The sequence below is a fragment of the Bacillus mobilis genome (assembly GCF_001884045.1).
Classification (GTDB): Bacteria; Bacillota; Bacilli; order Bacillales; family Bacillaceae_G; genus Bacillus_A; species Bacillus_A mobilis.
Genome location: NZ_MACF01000147.1, coordinates 25950 through 41469, shown reverse-complemented (window position 1 = coordinate 41469; position 15520 = coordinate 25950). Strand labels below are relative to the sequence as shown.

At 34.2% G+C, this 15520-nt stretch carries 14 protein-coding genes; 8 read left to right on the top strand and 6 right to left on the bottom strand.

The annotated features are described in order from the left end of the window. The first annotated feature begins 125 nt into the window (after positions 1–125). From BAQ44_RS28730 to BAQ44_RS28705, 6 genes are all read left to right on the top strand, one after another. Positions 126–461 (top strand): hypothetical protein, encoded by a 336-nt coding sequence (locus BAQ44_RS28730; protein ID WP_071725148.1) that lies wholly within the window; start codon positions 126–128, stop codon positions 459–461. Beyond that, positions 458–1696 carry an FtsK/SpoIIIE domain-containing protein gene (locus tag BAQ44_RS28725; RefSeq protein WP_224742157.1) on the top strand — a complete coding sequence of 413 codons (1239 nt, stop codon included), beginning with the start codon at positions 458–460 and terminating at the stop codon, positions 1694–1696. Before BAQ44_RS28730 ends, BAQ44_RS28725 begins: the two co-directional genes overlap by 4 nt. Continuing rightward, positions 1668–2342 (top strand): replication-relaxation family protein, encoded by a 675-nt coding sequence (locus BAQ44_RS28720; RefSeq protein ID WP_071725146.1) that lies wholly within the window; start codon positions 1668–1670, stop codon positions 2340–2342. Before BAQ44_RS28725 ends, BAQ44_RS28720 begins: the two co-directional genes overlap by 29 nt. 3 nt (positions 2343–2345) lie before the next feature. Continuing rightward, positions 2346–2975 (top strand): hypothetical protein, encoded by a 630-nt coding sequence (locus BAQ44_RS28715; protein WP_071725143.1) that lies wholly within the window; start codon positions 2346–2348, stop codon positions 2973–2975. 629 nt (positions 2976–3604) lie between these two features. Further along, positions 3605–4399, top strand: a complete 795-nt coding sequence (locus BAQ44_RS28710; protein WP_084669674.1) for a ParA family protein — start codon at positions 3605–3607, stop codon at positions 4397–4399. Between the two features lies 1 nt (position 4400). Continuing rightward, positions 4401–4757, top strand: a complete 357-nt coding sequence (locus BAQ44_RS28705) for a hypothetical protein (RefSeq protein ID WP_071725138.1) — start codon at positions 4401–4403, stop codon at positions 4755–4757. A gap of 96 nt (positions 4758–4853) precedes the next feature. Here the strand turns inward: BAQ44_RS28705 and BAQ44_RS28700 are convergent, their stop codons facing one another. Beyond that, positions 4854–6455, bottom strand: coding sequence for a MobA/MobL family protein (locus BAQ44_RS28700; RefSeq protein ID WP_224742158.1), 1602 nt, complete (start codon positions 6453–6455; stop codon positions 4854–4856). 399 nt (positions 6456–6854) lie between these two features. Here BAQ44_RS28700 and BAQ44_RS28690 point away from each other — a divergent pair, with 399 nt between their 5' ends. Then, positions 6855–7415 carry a coiled-coil domain-containing protein gene (locus BAQ44_RS28690; RefSeq protein WP_071725131.1) on the top strand — a complete coding sequence of 187 codons (561 nt, stop codon included), beginning with the start codon at positions 6855–6857 and terminating at the stop codon, positions 7413–7415. A gap of 18 nt (positions 7416–7433) precedes the next feature. Beyond that, on the top strand, positions 7434–7943 hold the full coding sequence (locus tag BAQ44_RS28685) for a hypothetical protein (protein WP_071725128.1): 510 nt from the start codon (positions 7434–7436) through the stop codon (positions 7941–7943). Between the two features lie 98 nt (positions 7944–8041). Here the strand turns inward: BAQ44_RS28685 and BAQ44_RS28680 are convergent, their stop codons facing one another. From BAQ44_RS28680 to BAQ44_RS28665, 5 genes are all read right to left on the bottom strand, one after another. Next, positions 8042–9934: a type IV secretory system conjugative DNA transfer family protein gene (locus BAQ44_RS28680; protein ID WP_224742159.1), complete on the bottom strand. Its 1893-nt coding sequence runs from the start codon at positions 9932–9934 to the stop codon at positions 8042–8044. Next, on the bottom strand, positions 9924–10049 hold the full coding sequence (locus BAQ44_RS31630) for a hypothetical protein (RefSeq protein WP_263479928.1): 126 nt from the start codon (positions 10047–10049) through the stop codon (positions 9924–9926). The genes BAQ44_RS28680 and BAQ44_RS31630 overlap by 11 nt, the downstream gene beginning before the upstream one ends. Positions 10050–10420: 371 nt before the next feature. Continuing rightward, complete coding sequence (locus BAQ44_RS28675) at positions 10421–11854, bottom strand: prepilin-type N-terminal cleavage/methylation domain-containing protein (RefSeq protein ID WP_071725126.1); 1434 nt, start codon at positions 11852–11854, stop codon at positions 10421–10423. Positions 11855–12087: 233 nt separating this feature from the next. After that, complete coding sequence (locus tag BAQ44_RS28670) at positions 12088–13464, bottom strand: prepilin-type N-terminal cleavage/methylation domain-containing protein (protein ID WP_071725124.1); 1377 nt, start codon at positions 13462–13464, stop codon at positions 12088–12090. Between the two features lie 566 nt (positions 13465–14030). Further along, complete coding sequence (locus BAQ44_RS28665) at positions 14031–15479, bottom strand: methyl-accepting chemotaxis protein (protein WP_224742162.1); 1449 nt, start codon at positions 15477–15479, stop codon at positions 14031–14033. Positions 15480–15520: the final 41 nt, after the last annotated feature.

Here is a 15520-nt window from a genome sequence, read left to right as displayed (position 1 = left end):
AGAATGTTACGACCGGAGGGAGTGAGGGGGTGGGGGGGAGCGCGAGGGGAGGAGGGAGAAACAACACAAACTCGGAATTGTCTGAAAATTGAATTGTCTGAAAATTCACCAATGGAGGAAAAACTATGAAAATATCGAGGCGAAAAGAAACGATTCCTTTCGATGAATTTATGAAAAAAGGAAAAACTAAAACTAGTAATATTGTTTCTTACGGAATCCTTCCAATTCCAACCATGTTCGATATGTATTCTGGGCTTCATAATACGATGGTTCCATTTCTTATCCTGGGGGGAATCGTTCTTATTCCAGTAACGGCATTTGCTGTTTCAAAGCTGTTTCCAGACTCGAAATTAGATCAACGACTTTCCAAATTTGAAGAAGTATTAAATAGGGTATTCCCTTTTGTAAAAGTGGCGGTGTTTACGTGGGTAATCTATTCAATGGTGGTGTTATTTGTATGATAATCGAAGCATTTCAGGAGTGGATGTATAAACTAAAATTCAAAAAGATGTTAAGAAAATGCTTTGTGGATGCTGAGGTATGTGTAAAGAAAAAAGCGAACGATCGAGAATTTATACAGTACCCTCTTATTCACAACGTCCAGGAGAAAGATGATCACTTACAAGTCGTCTTCAGGCTTCCTAAAACAATCCCAATTGAGAAGCTACTGAACAAACATTTCGTGTTTCAGAGGTACTTTGGAGAGTATACTTTTTTCAAACATGACGAAATCGGAGGCGTCACAATGCGAATATACAACAAAGATCCGTTTAAAGAAACATTCATTTACGATTACGAACTATATAAAGATCAGGTGGATAAATACAAGGTTCCTATTTTGGTAGGATTCGAGGACGGGGGATACACAATGTTCGACCTCATTGACCCGGCGCCTCATGCCTTAATTGCCGGTCAAACGGGAATGGGCAAAAGCTCTACTGTCCGTAGTATTTTAACAACATTGGTACTCTCTAAAACACCAGAACAAGTTAAATTATTTCTTTTTGATCTAAAAAGGACGGAGTTCTTCTTATTCAAGAACCTTCCTCATGTTGTGGAGTTTTCAGTTGATGAAAATCAAATCAGAACACATTTACAAGAAATAAACAAGGAGATGGATCGTCGTGGGGATATCCAAATGGAACATGAAGTATCCTCCATTCTAAGGCTTCCTAAACATATTAGAGAAGAAATGCCGATATTGGTAATTTGTATCGACGAGTTTCAAGATCTCGACGAAGATACTATGGAACTCGTTGGGAGAGTAGCGGCAAAGGGCAGGTCTTTGGGATGCCTGTTATTACTTAGTACACAACGTCCAGATTCTACGGTGTTAAAAGGAAAAATTAAAAATAATCTTGTAAACAGGATTTCTCTCAAACAATCAAATTCAACAAATTCTAAAATTGTGGATTGTCAGGGGGCTGAATCGATTAAAAATGTAGGAGAATGCGTTTTTTCGGTCGGTGGAGAGCTCAGAAGGGCGAAAACGGTGTTCTTGGATGATCAAAAAGCAAAAGAGATCCTAGCGCCGTTAAACATCGTTAAAACGCAACAACAAATACAAGGGGATTCCAAACTAATACAAATGGACGATGTGAAAAATAGAAAGAAACAGATAGACCAAAATGAAGAAGTGCTAAAAATGATGGAAGAGGTGTTAGTGAGTGAAAAAGCGCGATCTACAGATCATTGAATTTCTTGAAAAAGCAAGATGTTCCAGCCGAGATCAGTTGGTAGAGCTGTTTTTCTCCGATTTAAAGAACCCAATTTCTAATTGTAATACGGTACTAAAAAGATTACGGGATAGGGGATATATAGATGTTTCTACGGATTTTCAGCCATTCGTGTATTTTCCGAAACCTTCCGGGATTAAAAAGGACTCTATGAAAATCCCTCATTTTCTCAAAATCGTGGATATGTACTTGGCTTTAAGGGAATACGAGGAACCTCGGATATTTACCATCGAGCCAAAATACGGGAAGGGCATGGCTGAACCAGATTTATTCCTGGTGTGGAAGGGAATTCCATTATTTATCGAAGTGCAAAGAACTCACTACTCTAGCAAGGTTATGGCTTCGAAGACGTCTCTCTACGAGAAGTTATACGACTCACAAATTTTACTTCAGGAGCCCTGGCAAAACCCGAACAAACTTGTGCTCCCATACATTCTCTTAATCTCCGATTATCGTTACAACATTGAGTCTAAGCTTCCAATCATGCAATACCCGAGCATAGAGCTTTTCATCGAACAGATGGCTTCCAAATACAACCTCAAAAAACAAATTTCGAATCGAACAGAAAAAACAATTAAAACGAAAATCGAACAGGGGAGAAGATAAAATATGCGAACAAAAAAACAAGATTGTGTTTTATTAGTAGAAAATAAAGTGGCAAAAGCACAATTATGGGGATATCCGAATGAAGAAAAGGGAATAATAGAGGATATAGAACTCTATATAGGGGAATGGATGTATAAACCAAGTTGGATCCATCTGAATCATCCCGCATTTCCTCCGGAAATTCATTTTGTAGACTTAAATAATGATGGAATCGAAGAGGTAATTGTATTGCTGCACAAAGGAAGTGGATCGGGTGTTTCCATTTGGGAGATTCATATATTAGAAGAGGGTCAGTGCGGTTACTCTCATGTTTTTGTAGAAAACCCGGAGGATCACGTTCATATAAACATGGAAAGTATGATTAAACCGTATATTGGAGAAATCAATTACTTCTCCAAAAAACAAACGGAAACATGGAAAGTCCCATTTTCACAAGAAATACAGAAGGATCGCCTCTTCGATAAGTTCGTAATCGGGAGTCAAATCCGTTTTAAAGTAGAAGAAAACGACCTTGTAGCTTTCGTGGGTCTTCAGCTGGCATTTCTATATCATGTTGCCGAATTACAATTACAATATGAATATAAAAATGGAAAATATTTAATTAAAAAGGCAAAACTTCATACGTGGGATTGAAGGTGTTATCCATTATGGGTGGCATCTTCTTTTTTCTGTCTTTTTCTCTGTTCTTTCCTTCTCTTTCTTATTTTATCCCTTGTCCCTTCCCCTTCTTTTTCGGTTGAGGTTTCGGCGCGGCGTTCGGGGGCAAGACCCCGTGGTTTTTCTTCTAGGAGAGGCAAAGTGTTTTTCGACTTACAATAAGTAGCACGAACCGAGAGGGAAAATCCCATCTTTTTCGTATATCGGTTCGGCGAAGGGGACAAAAGTCGAAAATCATTTTTTTATACATGTAAGGGGGAAGATTTTTTTGAGTGGTTTTCTCAAAAAAATACTACCCGTGTGTATAAAAAAATTAAACGGAAAGTTAGTTAAAGTTCTTCTTGCTTTTTGTTTTTTATGGGTGTAAAGTGGAGTTAGTTTTATACGCATTTTATACGTATAAAATACGTAATAAATGCGTATGGAAAAAGTTATCGAACTTTGGTATAACAACAAAAAAAATTTAAAAAATAAAAAAGGAATTTTAAAAACACAAGATAAATCCTTAAATAGTAACATGAGTTTTATACGTATAAAATACGTAATTAATACGTAATTAATACGTGTAATTTTGAGTTACACTTATAAAAAGGGGGAATAATAATATGAAAAAAGTAATCTCGTTTTATTCTACAAAAGGGGGAGTATGTAAGACCTCTTCTTGTACATTATTGGCTCATACTTTGGAGGAACAAGGGAAAAAGGTTTTAGTGGTGGACATGTGTCAAAATGGAGATGTAGCAAATAATTTTGGATTTAATCGTCACAGTTTCCTAGGAAAAACAACATACGAATGGTTAACGAAAGAAAAAACTTTTGAAGAGGTTGTTGTACAGGTCCCAGGTAAAAATATCTTCTTTATTCCATCCAATAATCGAATCGATGAATTAGAAACTTGGGTAAACAAAAATATTTTACGTAACAAAGATGAAGTATTACTAAAGAAATTAAACGAAGTTAAAGAGGATTATGATGTTGTATTGATTGATTGCCATCCTAGTCAGGGAAGTTTCAGTTCGATTTGCTCGCTTATTCCGGCGGAATTGGTCTACATACCATCTCTTACAGACGGCAACAGTTTAGAAGGTACTTATCGTGCGGCTCAAATCGTTTTAAAGCTAAATGAAGAAGGCATGAATTTAGATTATACAATTGTCCCAACGAGAGTATATGCAAATTCCTTCGGGAAGGTAGAACGAATTTATACAGAGAAAATTACAGAATGGGTACAGGATGGAGTTATGAAATATTGTTCTGTCTCTATTCCGGATTGTCGAATTGTAGAAGACTGGACGCGAAAAGAATTAAATTACGAAGGATTAAAGAAACATAAAACAGGTGGAAAGCTAGTAGAAGAATACAATAAAATTGCTAAGATGATCGTGGAAGGGGAGTTATAAAATGTTTGATGCAAGTGCGATTGGTAAAAAAGTAACAGAGGAACAAGAAGTAAAATCAGAAGTGGTCGAAGAGAAACAAGAAATAAAACAAGAGGGAAAATCAGAAGTTAAGCAAGAAGAAAAAACGGAGAAGAAAGATAAAAAAGGAAAACAAAAAGAAGCTGACTATTCACTTCGAACGAAAAAGGAGAAAACACCTCTTGGTCGTGGGAGAATGAAAAAAGATCCTATAAAGAAAACGTATTATATAGAGAAGGAAATTGCGTTACAACTTGCAGAAGAAGCCTTTGAGCTTGGTACCAGTCCTTCCAATTTAATCGAGCGTTTGTTTAAAGATTATATGAAAAAGAAAAAATAAAAAAAGAGAGGACAAACCTCTTTTTTTTATGTTCGAAAACGGAAAAAACACGTAAATGAATTACGTGTAATTACCGAACCGGTTCGACAATCAATGTTAGCGCTCAAGTCCTTGTTCGTTTTTTTGCTCTTTCTGTTTTTGTTTTTCCATTTTCACTTCATCAAATGTTTTCAGTTGTACATCTTTATCTCTTTTCTTCTTGTAATCTTCGAAGGATACAACGTCTTTTAGTTCTTGTTTCAATGTTTTTTCGTGTAAACGGTCCATCTCTTTTTCGTGTTTGCGCGCTTTCATGTGTTGTTGGATCTTTTCTTTGAATTTATTGATTTGTGCTTTGATGTGTTTACCATATTCTTTTCTCGCTTCCTTGATTACGCGGCGCTCTTTTCTGATCTCCAATTTCTTTTTCTTCTGTAGAACCTTCTCTTTTGCTATATCTCTTTTGATTTGACGTTTCTGTTTTAAGTCTGTCAAACTGAAAGAAGATAAACCTTTTTTCTCAGCTTTGAGTTCCATAACACGAAGTTTTGAGTGTGCGATATCGTCTTTTTTATATTCGATTAAGCGGTTAGCCTGTTGCGTTTTCTTTTTCAAAGTTTCGTAAGCGGTCGCACGTTTTTTCTTAGAATTGCTGTGCTCCATATTTTTTTCTCGTTCTTCTTTTTTCAGCTTAGAAGCTTCTTCTTTGTACACTTGTTCAACCGTAACTGTCTTCTTCGGATCACGTCGATCTTGTTTTGTTCCGGATTGATTATAGTAACCATGTCCTTCAAATTCTTTATTCTGTTCTTGGTTTTTCTTTTGTTCCATTTGCATACTTTTCACCTCCTTTCTAAATCTTTCTAACACAAGTTCCTTTTGACTTAGGATAGGAACATCTACAACTTTTTCCACTGTAGTTTCTAAAGTTTTCTCTTTTGATTTTTGAACCATTGCTTCTTTTCTTTCCACATAATCGGAAACCGCTTCTTGGCGGCTTTTTTCTTTTTGTTTTGTCATTTTGTTTATGCGCTTAATCTTTTTGTTTTCCTTAGCAATCTCTTTGTATTCTTTAGAATCCTTTTGAGGTGGAAGGTGTTTTTGAGGAATGAGATCCAAGCCTCGCTCTTTATAAGAGCGGCGGTCTACATACATATCTAAACCCTTCTCCTTGTATTTTTCATTCAATAATTTTTCCAAGTTTTTTCTGAAACCTTGAATGATAGAAGGCTTGTTCCAATCACGTGCTTTTAAAGTATCGAATTTCCCTTCTTTTGTAATTTTTCTCATGGTTAACACCATATGGCAATGCGGATTATTATCATTCAATTTATGAAAATGCAAATCAGCAACCATTCCTTTGTCCACTAATTTTTGAGCCGCTTTTTTTGCGATTTCTATGTTTTCTTGGGGGGAAAATTCATTAGAAAGTGCAAACTCGATCTCGCGAAGATACTGTGCATTTGCATACTTTTCTCCACGTTGTACTTCGTTGTATAAATACGCACGATCTTTCCATTTCTCACCTGCATCTTTTGGAAGTAAAATTTCAGATTGAATACCATCTTTCACTCCTTTTGCTGAATAGTTGTATGTTTTTCCACTCATTTCATCAACCATTTTTACTCCAGCTCTGTATGCGATCTTTGCAATAATTTTATCTTTATTACTCTTTTTGAAAATACGTGTACGTGTATGAAACATCTTTTCAGTTCCCATTCCTCTCACCTCCTCTCTTTAGTTTTAATCACTTGGATTTTCGAAATAATAGCACAGAAAATGGGATTTTGTGTAAAAAAATTAAAAAAGAGACGAGTGGAACGATGGCAAACAGGACAAGGGGGATGAGAGGGACAAGGGGGATGAGAGAAAAAAACAGGATGCAAATCATTTTTTCGATTTTCAGGATTTTGATTTTTGGGTTTTCGAATTTGAACTTAGCCCCCGGCAGGGCGCCAACATATCACGTTAGTGAAATGTATCTGTGCGCCTGTATGGGCTTTTTTTGGAAAAGTTTGGGGTTCGCCTTCGGCTCTCAAAAATACATAAAAAAATACTTGCTTAAACAAAATTTAGAGGTATAATCCGATAAATTTTTGAAGAAAGGGAGGGAAAATAATGGATAAAGATTTGGAGAAATTAGATAAGGAATTGGAAAAATTAGAAAAGGATTTGGAGAAAAAGAGAAATTTAGAAAAGAAAATTGCTGAATTCCAAAGTGACTTAAAAACATTAAAAACTGATATAAGGCTCGCGGAGAGAAAACGAAGAACAAAACGACTGATCGACGAGGGAGCTTATGCGGAAGCTCTAATTGGAACAAATGACAAAGATAAATTTATTGCAATTTTTCATAACACATATATACAATCCAAACTCTACGAAAAACAAAATGTCCTTTTAGGATATCTTATTGGGAAAATGCGTGATAATGATGTACATAATTATTATCAAGGCGAATTAAATCGATTCAAGATGAAAATTGATTCGGTTAAAGATGGTAGTGGCGCAAAGGAGACAAAAGAAAAGAAAATTAAAGAATTAAAAACGATAGAACTAAAAGTTTGTGAAAATGTGATTGGGAAGTTGCCTATTGAAATAGCTGAAGACATTGAACCGAAATTACAGCTGCTACAAAAGTGGGAAGACCGACACAGAAATCGTTTGGATCAAGTATAAAAGAGAGGAGGGGAAGTTTTGGAAGCTGTTTATAAAAAACAAATAAAAGATGCAATGGATGATATTAAATTCTTCTTGGAAACACCATATTCGTATTTGTTGATTTTAGATTCTAACAGAGAACAATTATATAAATTGAGTTTTAAAAACAATATGAAAGAAGAAGGATTTGATAAATTGCCAGAACATGATGTGGAACAATTTCTAATGGAGAATCGTGAAATTTTTGAACGTCATTTAGATAAAACAATAGATATCCATAAAAAATTTATAAAGAATTTGGGTTTACACATAGAGCCTAAACAATCGGATGATAGCATTGATAAAATGTTCATTATGTTCGATAGAATTTATGACATAATCTATGCGGAAACGGTTGGGGATTTGGAAGGAGGAACTTTATTTTCTAATGACCCTAACGTTATAAAATACGTGGATGCTGTTAGAGGAGAAGTTGAAATATTAGTAGAAGATATGATTCGATTTACTTCTGTTTTTAAACAATACATAGATCCTCAATACGAATAAAAAGAACACTGAAATGTGTTCTTTTTATTATTGTATTACATATGTAATGTAATAGATTTTATTGTTATTATAGGGTTTATTGTTGTATTGAATATGTATTACTCATTCATAAAATTACGTAATGAATGGAGAACATCTTCTTTGCTTTCTGTTTCGGTTTTAAGTTCTTGTAACGGTTGAGTCGGTTCTTTTAGTTCTTTAATTTGGTTTTCGTACGCAATTTGAGCCTCTTTGCGTTCCTCTGGTATTGGAGAAATACGTTTTGAAGCTAGTGTTTGCACTTTTTCTGTTTCAGTTTCTTTTTGTTCTCGTAATTTTTTTGAAATGGCTGCAACCCGTTTTTCTTCTTTTTTAACTCCATCTGGAATGATTTTTCTTAAATTATTGAACATAAAATTCGCAAGTGGTTCCGGTAATTTCGTTTCATGTGCGTATTTAAAAGCTAAATCGTCCATGTAATAATAATTGGTTAAATCTCTAAATGGGCGAAGATTTCCAAAAATACATACTGTTTCGTTCCCTTTTAATCTTCGAATCTGATCGTAAGATAGGATGCTTTTCTTTTGTTTAGATTGGCTCAAGCTCAAATTTGATTTATCTGAAGTGGAGAAGGAATAAGAATCGTATTCGTGTTCCCCTACTAATTCAGAAAATGCTTTTGCAGATTCCCCAGAAGACCCTGGCAAAACCAACTTGCACTTACAATTTTCCAAAATAATGCTGGCTTTTTCTCCGTATTTTTGCTTAACCTGTTGGAAAGACTGAATTCCTAACACCATACACATTTTTTTCGAACGGATCGTCGTCAAAAATATATCCAAAGCCGGAATAACCCCAATGTTCGCGAACTCATCACAAAAAAATACGACACCTAAGCCTTTTTTCCCTGTATTTCCTTCGTACATGGACTCATGGTCTTTAATTTGTGATAAAAGCTGATAATAAAATGATGATAAAAACGGTTGGAAAGCTTCTGATTTAGATTCTGGATAACTAACAAACAAAGCTGTTTTTTCTAGACGAAGATCTCCAGGAGAGAAATCAGAACGTGAACCCAAGTATTCCATTTGTTTATATTTAAAAACACCTAAAACGCGAATAATAGTTGCATAGACGGAACCAACAAATGCACCAGCTCCCATGGTCTTTTGGAACTGATAAAATTCTGTGAGAGCTTCGGGCGATTCTGAGAAGAATGTCTCCAATTCGTCCATGTCTCTCGGCGCTTCTCCCAATATTTTTAAAACTTCAGTTAAATTTGTACGTCCCTGGTCTCGTGCTAGATATAACAAACATAAAAATAATGATTTCGAAAGTGGACCCCATTCGCCTCCGGCTTGTTCCAATAATGAGTCTGAAAGACTCATTAAATCGTCATCCGTATGACAATTCTCTACGAGATTATAAAAACTTGATTTTGTAGGATCATTGAAATTGAGATGAATTACACGGTAACCTTTTGCTTCTAAAAAATCCTTAGATTCTAAGTGCAATTCACCCTTCGGGTCTGTTACCACAAGACTAGTATCATCGATATTTCGAAGATTTGGTTTAAAAAACTGTGCTGATTTACCGCTTCCTGTTGGACCCAACAAAAGAACATGTTCATACGATTTTTTTGTGCTTAATTTCACATTTCGAGATATCAAAATACCGCTCTTGTCCTTTTTAAAAGTCCGTTGATTTCGAGTGTGAAAGGTTCCCTTCATGTACTGTTCCCTTTGCTCTGCTTTTAAATGTTGCGGCTGCAACAACTCCCCGTCCGCAAGTTGTACTTTTCTGTTTTTAGAAAATGCAACAGATAAAGCTATTATGATAAATAAGAGCACAGCTGTGATAATACCAAAAGTCCAAATGTGTTTAGTGTTACCACTTGTAATTTCTTTTATAAAATCTTTATGTATCAATGTTGTTAAATAAATAGATAACAACAAGCTTCCAAATAAAAACAAATTCACAACGAAGCCTTTTAATTTTAAGTTAGATTCCAAGGAAATCACACCCTTTTAATTGTGAAAGGGGTTCCTTCCTCTTTATATTTTTTAAATCTATAAAATTATAAATATCTATAATGGATAAACCATTTAAATCAATATATTTTTTCATATTATCTCCTCCATTCTTAAATCCCCGTAACTATACTCAAAAATTTAAGAATGGAAAGAAAAAAAGAGTGATAAAATCACTCTTTTCAGGGTTCCTGTATCTGACTCCTCAAATCAGATAGAGGCAAATTGGATTTACGCATGAAAGATTTTATAAAAAGTTTCTCGAAGCAATATTATTATATGTATGGATACTCATCCATGTTTCCATAAAAAATAAAAATGAATTTTGTTTTTGGGCGAAAAACTTGTTTTTTTGTTCGATTAAGTGTAAAAAGAAGGTCCACAGCACGTGGATGTTGATTTCAAGTTCCCTCAAAATCCTTATAAAAATAATCTTGTGTAAAAAAACAGATCAATTGATCTGTTTTTTTATTTTAAGTACGGAAAACCATCGTTTATGCTTGGATGTATATTAAAGTAAGTATTTAATTCATTCCACCAATCATAAGTGACTCGATCCTTTAGTTGTTTTGTGGTACGTCCTTCTCCGATAGAGGATGTTAAATTTGTCTTATCTGTATCGTAAAAAGCTCTTACATATGGAGTAAGCCCTTTTATAAGACCAATCAACGGCTGCGCTTTCTTCCCTTTTATTGTAGAAGAAACATAAACATGGTCTAGGAATGGAGAATCATCATCTTGACCGGAAAGCCCTCCAACATATGTGTCCCCTTCCACTGTTCCATGGAAATATCCATATTTCCACATAGAGTCTAAACCAGATCCCGTAATTCCCCCAACATAATATTTTCCTTTTACTGTTCCTGTCCCAGAAAATCTATACATTTGATCTTGTGTATGTCCAAATATAATTCCAACATGATTTTGTCCTGTTACATTACCGTTTTCCACAGAAATATCATAAATTCGGAACGAATCTTGTTTACCTGTTACCGCTCCAACAAAATTTCTTCCTGTAATAGTTGGGTTTTTTAGTCGTACCGAAAAGTTTTCGTCTATAGTGGTATGGGCATTTGCAAATAGTCCAACGTAATCTTCACTTGGTCTATTAATATATAAGTTATCTATACTGTAATCAGATTTTTCCATTGTTCCATCGAAATCTTGGATAGGTTCGAAGCCTTCTCCATTATTCCATTCCTTTGTAACACAAGCTTCTATGTTATTCCCTAATTTATACGAAGCTTCTAAATTTAATTTTATTGCTTGTACTTCCCCGATTGTTCTTATTAGATATGGATCTCCTGGTGTGCCGCTGCCTTGCTGTGGTAATCGGATCGTAGGATCCGAGGACCAATTTATATTACAACTAATTGTTGTTTCTGGTGGCTCGGTTGTTTCGGGTGGTTTCACCTCATTTCCACCTTCACTTTCTCCCTCCATTTCTAAAAGGGCGTATGATCCGCTGTAAATCCCTTCTTTTTCTGTTTGGATTGTATCGTATGTAAAAATCATACCTTCTAAATGAACCGAATTTGACGAGAAATAGCGATCGAAATCATTCATTTGCCCCTTTATATATGCTTTTATTTTCTTTTTATCCAGTGTGTAGAACGTATCTTTAACAGAATCGAACGAAACGCCCTTGTTTTTTAGTTGTTGTTCTATAATTCTTTTCGTCTCCGTGGATATTTCTTTTGTGATTTTAGATCCAAATGGGAGAGATTCATTCTCTAGTTTATGTTGTTTGATTGCCGATTCAAGTATCGTCGAATTTAATTTCTGCCGCTGTAAATCAGCTCTTACCGTATAATCTTTGGAACTAATCATAAACACTAAAACGAGTACAGAAATAATGGATATTACGATCAATATTTCTAATAAAGTAAAACCTTTTTTCAATTTGTATCACCTCTCTTTTTCCAAGCAATCGAATTATACATATAAAATAATGTAAGTCCACAAAAAACACTTCAAACGCATATGTACCAAAGTTTTTCCTGATTCTCGATCACAACGTAAAAAATACCAGGAATGTATATATTCCTGGTAAAATTTCTTATCACTTTTTAAATAAGAAATAAGAAATAAGAAATAAGGTATGCGTAATAGTATATTCAAGATAGAACAGAAATTTACTTTAAATATGGGAACCCGTCGTTTACGTTTGGATCGATGATCCAAGCATTGGTAAAATCCCAATTTTGGAATGTTTCTTTTTTCTGTAGTTCTACTGTTGTCTTTCCGGTTCCTAAACTAGAATAGAGGTTTGATTTATCCTTGTTATAGTAAACATATAAATCAATATTCGTAGAATCTACAGAACCGATTATCGGTTGAACATTTGTTTTCCCTGTAATCTCTACAGAAACATAGATTCTCAAAGTGAGAATATGAGGTTCTATACTTCCGGATAGACCTCCGACATTATTATCCCCTGAAACCTTTCCTACGAAATACGAATCCTGTATTCCTGATTTCGTCAATTCCCCTATCAAACCGCCTACAAAATCGCGACCTTTTACATTCCCTGTTGCTGAAATACCATATATAAGACCTTCTGTTTTCCCAAATAAACCGCCTACAAAATTATTACCTATTACAGAAATGTTCTCAGCTTGGATGTCATACATGACATTTTCAACCTCATTCTTACCCGAAATAGCTCCAACATAATCATTCCCCACAATAAACGGTTGTTTCAAACGAACAGAGATAGAATTCGAAGAAGAAATTTTTGTTGTTTTAAAAAGTCCTACCTCGTTTTCTGAAGGTCTGTTTATATATAAATTATTAATACTAAAAGTAGATTTTTTAAGCCCACCTGTGAAATTCGAAATCGGTTCAAAACCTTTTCCAGAGTCCCAGGTCTTTGTTACACAAGCTTCTATGTCATTTCCAAGTATAAAGAATGAGCTCGGACTTAATTTTATAGATTGCAATTCCCCTATTGTTTTGATAATAAAAGGATTATAGGATGTTCCATCTCCGTTTTCCGGTAATTGAACTTTATTATCTGTGGAATGGTCGTTGCTACATGGTTTTGTTTCTACGAGTGTGTATGATCCTGAAAATCGTTCTTTTTTCTTGTTCTGGACTGTTTTATATGTAAATACCAAACCTTCGAGTTCAATTGCATCTGAGGAAAAATAACGTTCCATATCAGTAAAATTTCCTTTTACATAAGATCTCAATTTTTTTGAATCTAAGGTATAAAAAGAATTCTGTATATCTTCGTAATTTTTCCCTGTTCCCTTTTGATCTAGTAAGCTTTGGATAATCTTTTTGGATTCCAGGGACACTTCTGTCGTGATTTTTGGACCGAAGGGAAATTGATCTGTATCCATTTTGTACTGTTTAATACTTGTTTCTAGAAGTCCTGAATTTACTTGCTGCACTTTCGCTTCCGCATCTCCGATATGACCTCCAAGGGGAAAGGTGAATATGAGAACCAAAACGGAGATAATAACAACAACAATCATTATTTCTAACAACGTAAAACCGCTTTTCATTGTGCATCACCTCTTTGTGTTTCCCGTTGTATACAATGATTTGGAGGTTTTGACAATAAAAACATAAAAAAACCGAAGGGAAATGCCCTTCGGTCAAAAAAACATCTGAGGTTGGTACACAAATAAATTATTAAAAAAGAAGACATAATATGTCTTCTCTTACGCAATTCTTAACAGAAATCATTATTTTTCAGGAGATATTTTTGTTGCCTTTGAGCGATTAGACAACATTTGTAATTTGAAAAGGATTTTTAACGAACGATCCGAAATCTTTCCCGTTCCGTCAAACGAGACACGTCTAGCTTTAGGGTACTTCACCCCTCTTGCACCAAAAAGCTTACGAATTCGAAACCTTTTCTATACTGGAAAAAAGGTATGAACAAAAACCGATTTATTTGGGGAGGTCTTTGTTGTTACATTTATAACCGCAAATTCTCGTTTGTCAACGAAAAAAACAGATAAATAAAACCATCTGTTTTTTCGATTTTGTAATGAATTCGTATTGTGTTTATTCAGTATTTTATACGTATTTATTACGTGATAAATACGTATAAAATACGTAATGATTAATCCTTTATCCCTTCTTCTACAAGGTTTTTTAGCTCATTGAAATTTCCATATATTTTTTTTACATGATTGGAATGATTTTCGAAGTTACTCTTGATTTCTTCGTTCGCAACGGTATGTTCTTCTGTAACAGATTGTAATTCTATAAGAGATTGATTTATATCTTCAACGTTCGTCTTTAAAATAGAAGTATGATCAAAAACTTTTTTGATCTCCTGTTCCATCTCTTTACTGTTGGTACTTACTAGTTTAAATATTTGTTTAACCGTATTACTGTTTTGGTTTGTTATGTGTAAACAATCATAAGAATGTCTAAAGAAATCGTTATTTTTACTAATTAGCTCTTTGATATCTAAAATGATTTGTTGGATGTTGTTTGTAAATAGATTACTCGTTTCACTCAATTTTTTCATTTCTCCTGAAACGATTGTAAACCCTCTCCCATGTTCTCCAGCTCTTGCCGCTTCAATGGACGCATTTAAACTCAACATTTTGGTTTGATTTGAAATTTTATTTAGTGTATCAGTAATGCTCTCTATATCGTTTAGTTTTTGTACCAATGTATCGTTCACTTCCTCGTTTTCACAAAACAAATTCTTTAATTCTTCAATGGCTGCGTCTAGTTTTTCCGTTTCTTTAGTGTATTCTGTTATGGATCTGGAGCATTCATTTGTTTTATCGTGTACTTCTCTAGAAAGTTTGAAAATGACATTAGCTTCCTCTTGTATGCTAGTTGTGTTTAGTGTAATTCGTTCCAAGTTATCCGTTTGAATAACAAAACTATGTACAATTTCCTCCAAACTCTGATTGAAATCATAATTTTTATCATTAATGATTTTTACATCGTTCTTCAGAGTAGAAGAGAATTTCTTCAGTTCATAGATTGTTTTCCGTGCGGATTTGTTCATAGAGATGAGTTCTTCTTGTTGGTTAGATAGCGTTTTACGGGTATTTAAAAGATCTTGTAAAACATTTGATACAAAATAAGATACATAACTTAATACCATTCCGAAACAAACAAATGAAAATAGGTAATAGAATAATAAATCATATTGTTCTCCGAACAATTTTAACGAAAAGAAAGAATACAGAAATAAAATAATAGATAAAGAAGCCGCGAATAAGTTGATTTTTTTATTTAAATAGATCGTTGTCATAATGATTGTAACGAATAAGAATAAGACATCTCCTATGTTTTTATCTAACGTTATATATACAAGTACAATTGCGTTTATTCCTAACGTATACCAATAAGAAGCTATTATATGTTGTTGTTGTTTTATTATAAGAAACATAATTAAACAAACGAATAAGGTACTTCCTAAAATTGATAGCATAAGGAATAAAGGTTTTCCTATAGCAAAGCAAACAATAACGTTTGCTATAGCTATAAGTAAGAGTAAGTACAACATTATTTTGTTACGTTTTTGTAGTAAATCAGTTTCCATGTTCATTCCCTCCCTCAAATACTTCTTCTTTATAGTCAAAA

What these genes read in the sequence shown, in the direction of transcription:
- BAQ44_RS28730 (WP_071725148.1), top strand. Translation starts at nt 126, where the DNA reads ATGAAAATATCGAGGCGAAAAGAAACGATTCCTTTCGATGAATTTATG.
- BAQ44_RS28690 (WP_071725131.1), top strand. Translation starts at nt 6,855, where the DNA reads ATGGATAAAGATTTGGAGAAATTAGATAAGGAATTGGAAAAATTAGAA.
- BAQ44_RS28665 (WP_224742162.1), bottom strand. Translation starts at nt 15,479, where the DNA reads ATGGAAACTGATTTACTACAAAAACGTAACAAAATAATGTTGTACTTA.
- BAQ44_RS28725 (WP_224742157.1), top strand. Translation starts at nt 458, where the DNA reads ATGATAATCGAAGCATTTCAGGAGTGGATGTATAAACTAAAATTCAAA.
- BAQ44_RS28700 (WP_224742158.1), bottom strand. Translation starts at nt 6,455, where the DNA reads ATGGGAACTGAAAAGATGTTTCATACACGTACACGTATTTTCAAAAAG.
- BAQ44_RS31630 (WP_263479928.1), bottom strand. Translation starts at nt 10,049, where the DNA reads ATGAAAAAATATATTGATTTAAATGGTTTATCCATTATAGATATTTAT.
- BAQ44_RS28705 (WP_071725138.1), top strand. Translation starts at nt 4,401, where the DNA reads ATGTTTGATGCAAGTGCGATTGGTAAAAAAGTAACAGAGGAACAAGAA.
- BAQ44_RS28670 (WP_071725124.1), bottom strand. Translation starts at nt 13,464, where the DNA reads ATGAAAAGCGGTTTTACGTTGTTAGAAATAATGATTGTTGTTGTTATT.
- BAQ44_RS28710 (WP_084669674.1), top strand. Translation starts at nt 3,605, where the DNA reads ATGAAAAAAGTAATCTCGTTTTATTCTACAAAAGGGGGAGTATGTAAG.
- BAQ44_RS28715 (WP_071725143.1), top strand. Translation starts at nt 2,346, where the DNA reads ATGCGAACAAAAAAACAAGATTGTGTTTTATTAGTAGAAAATAAAGTG.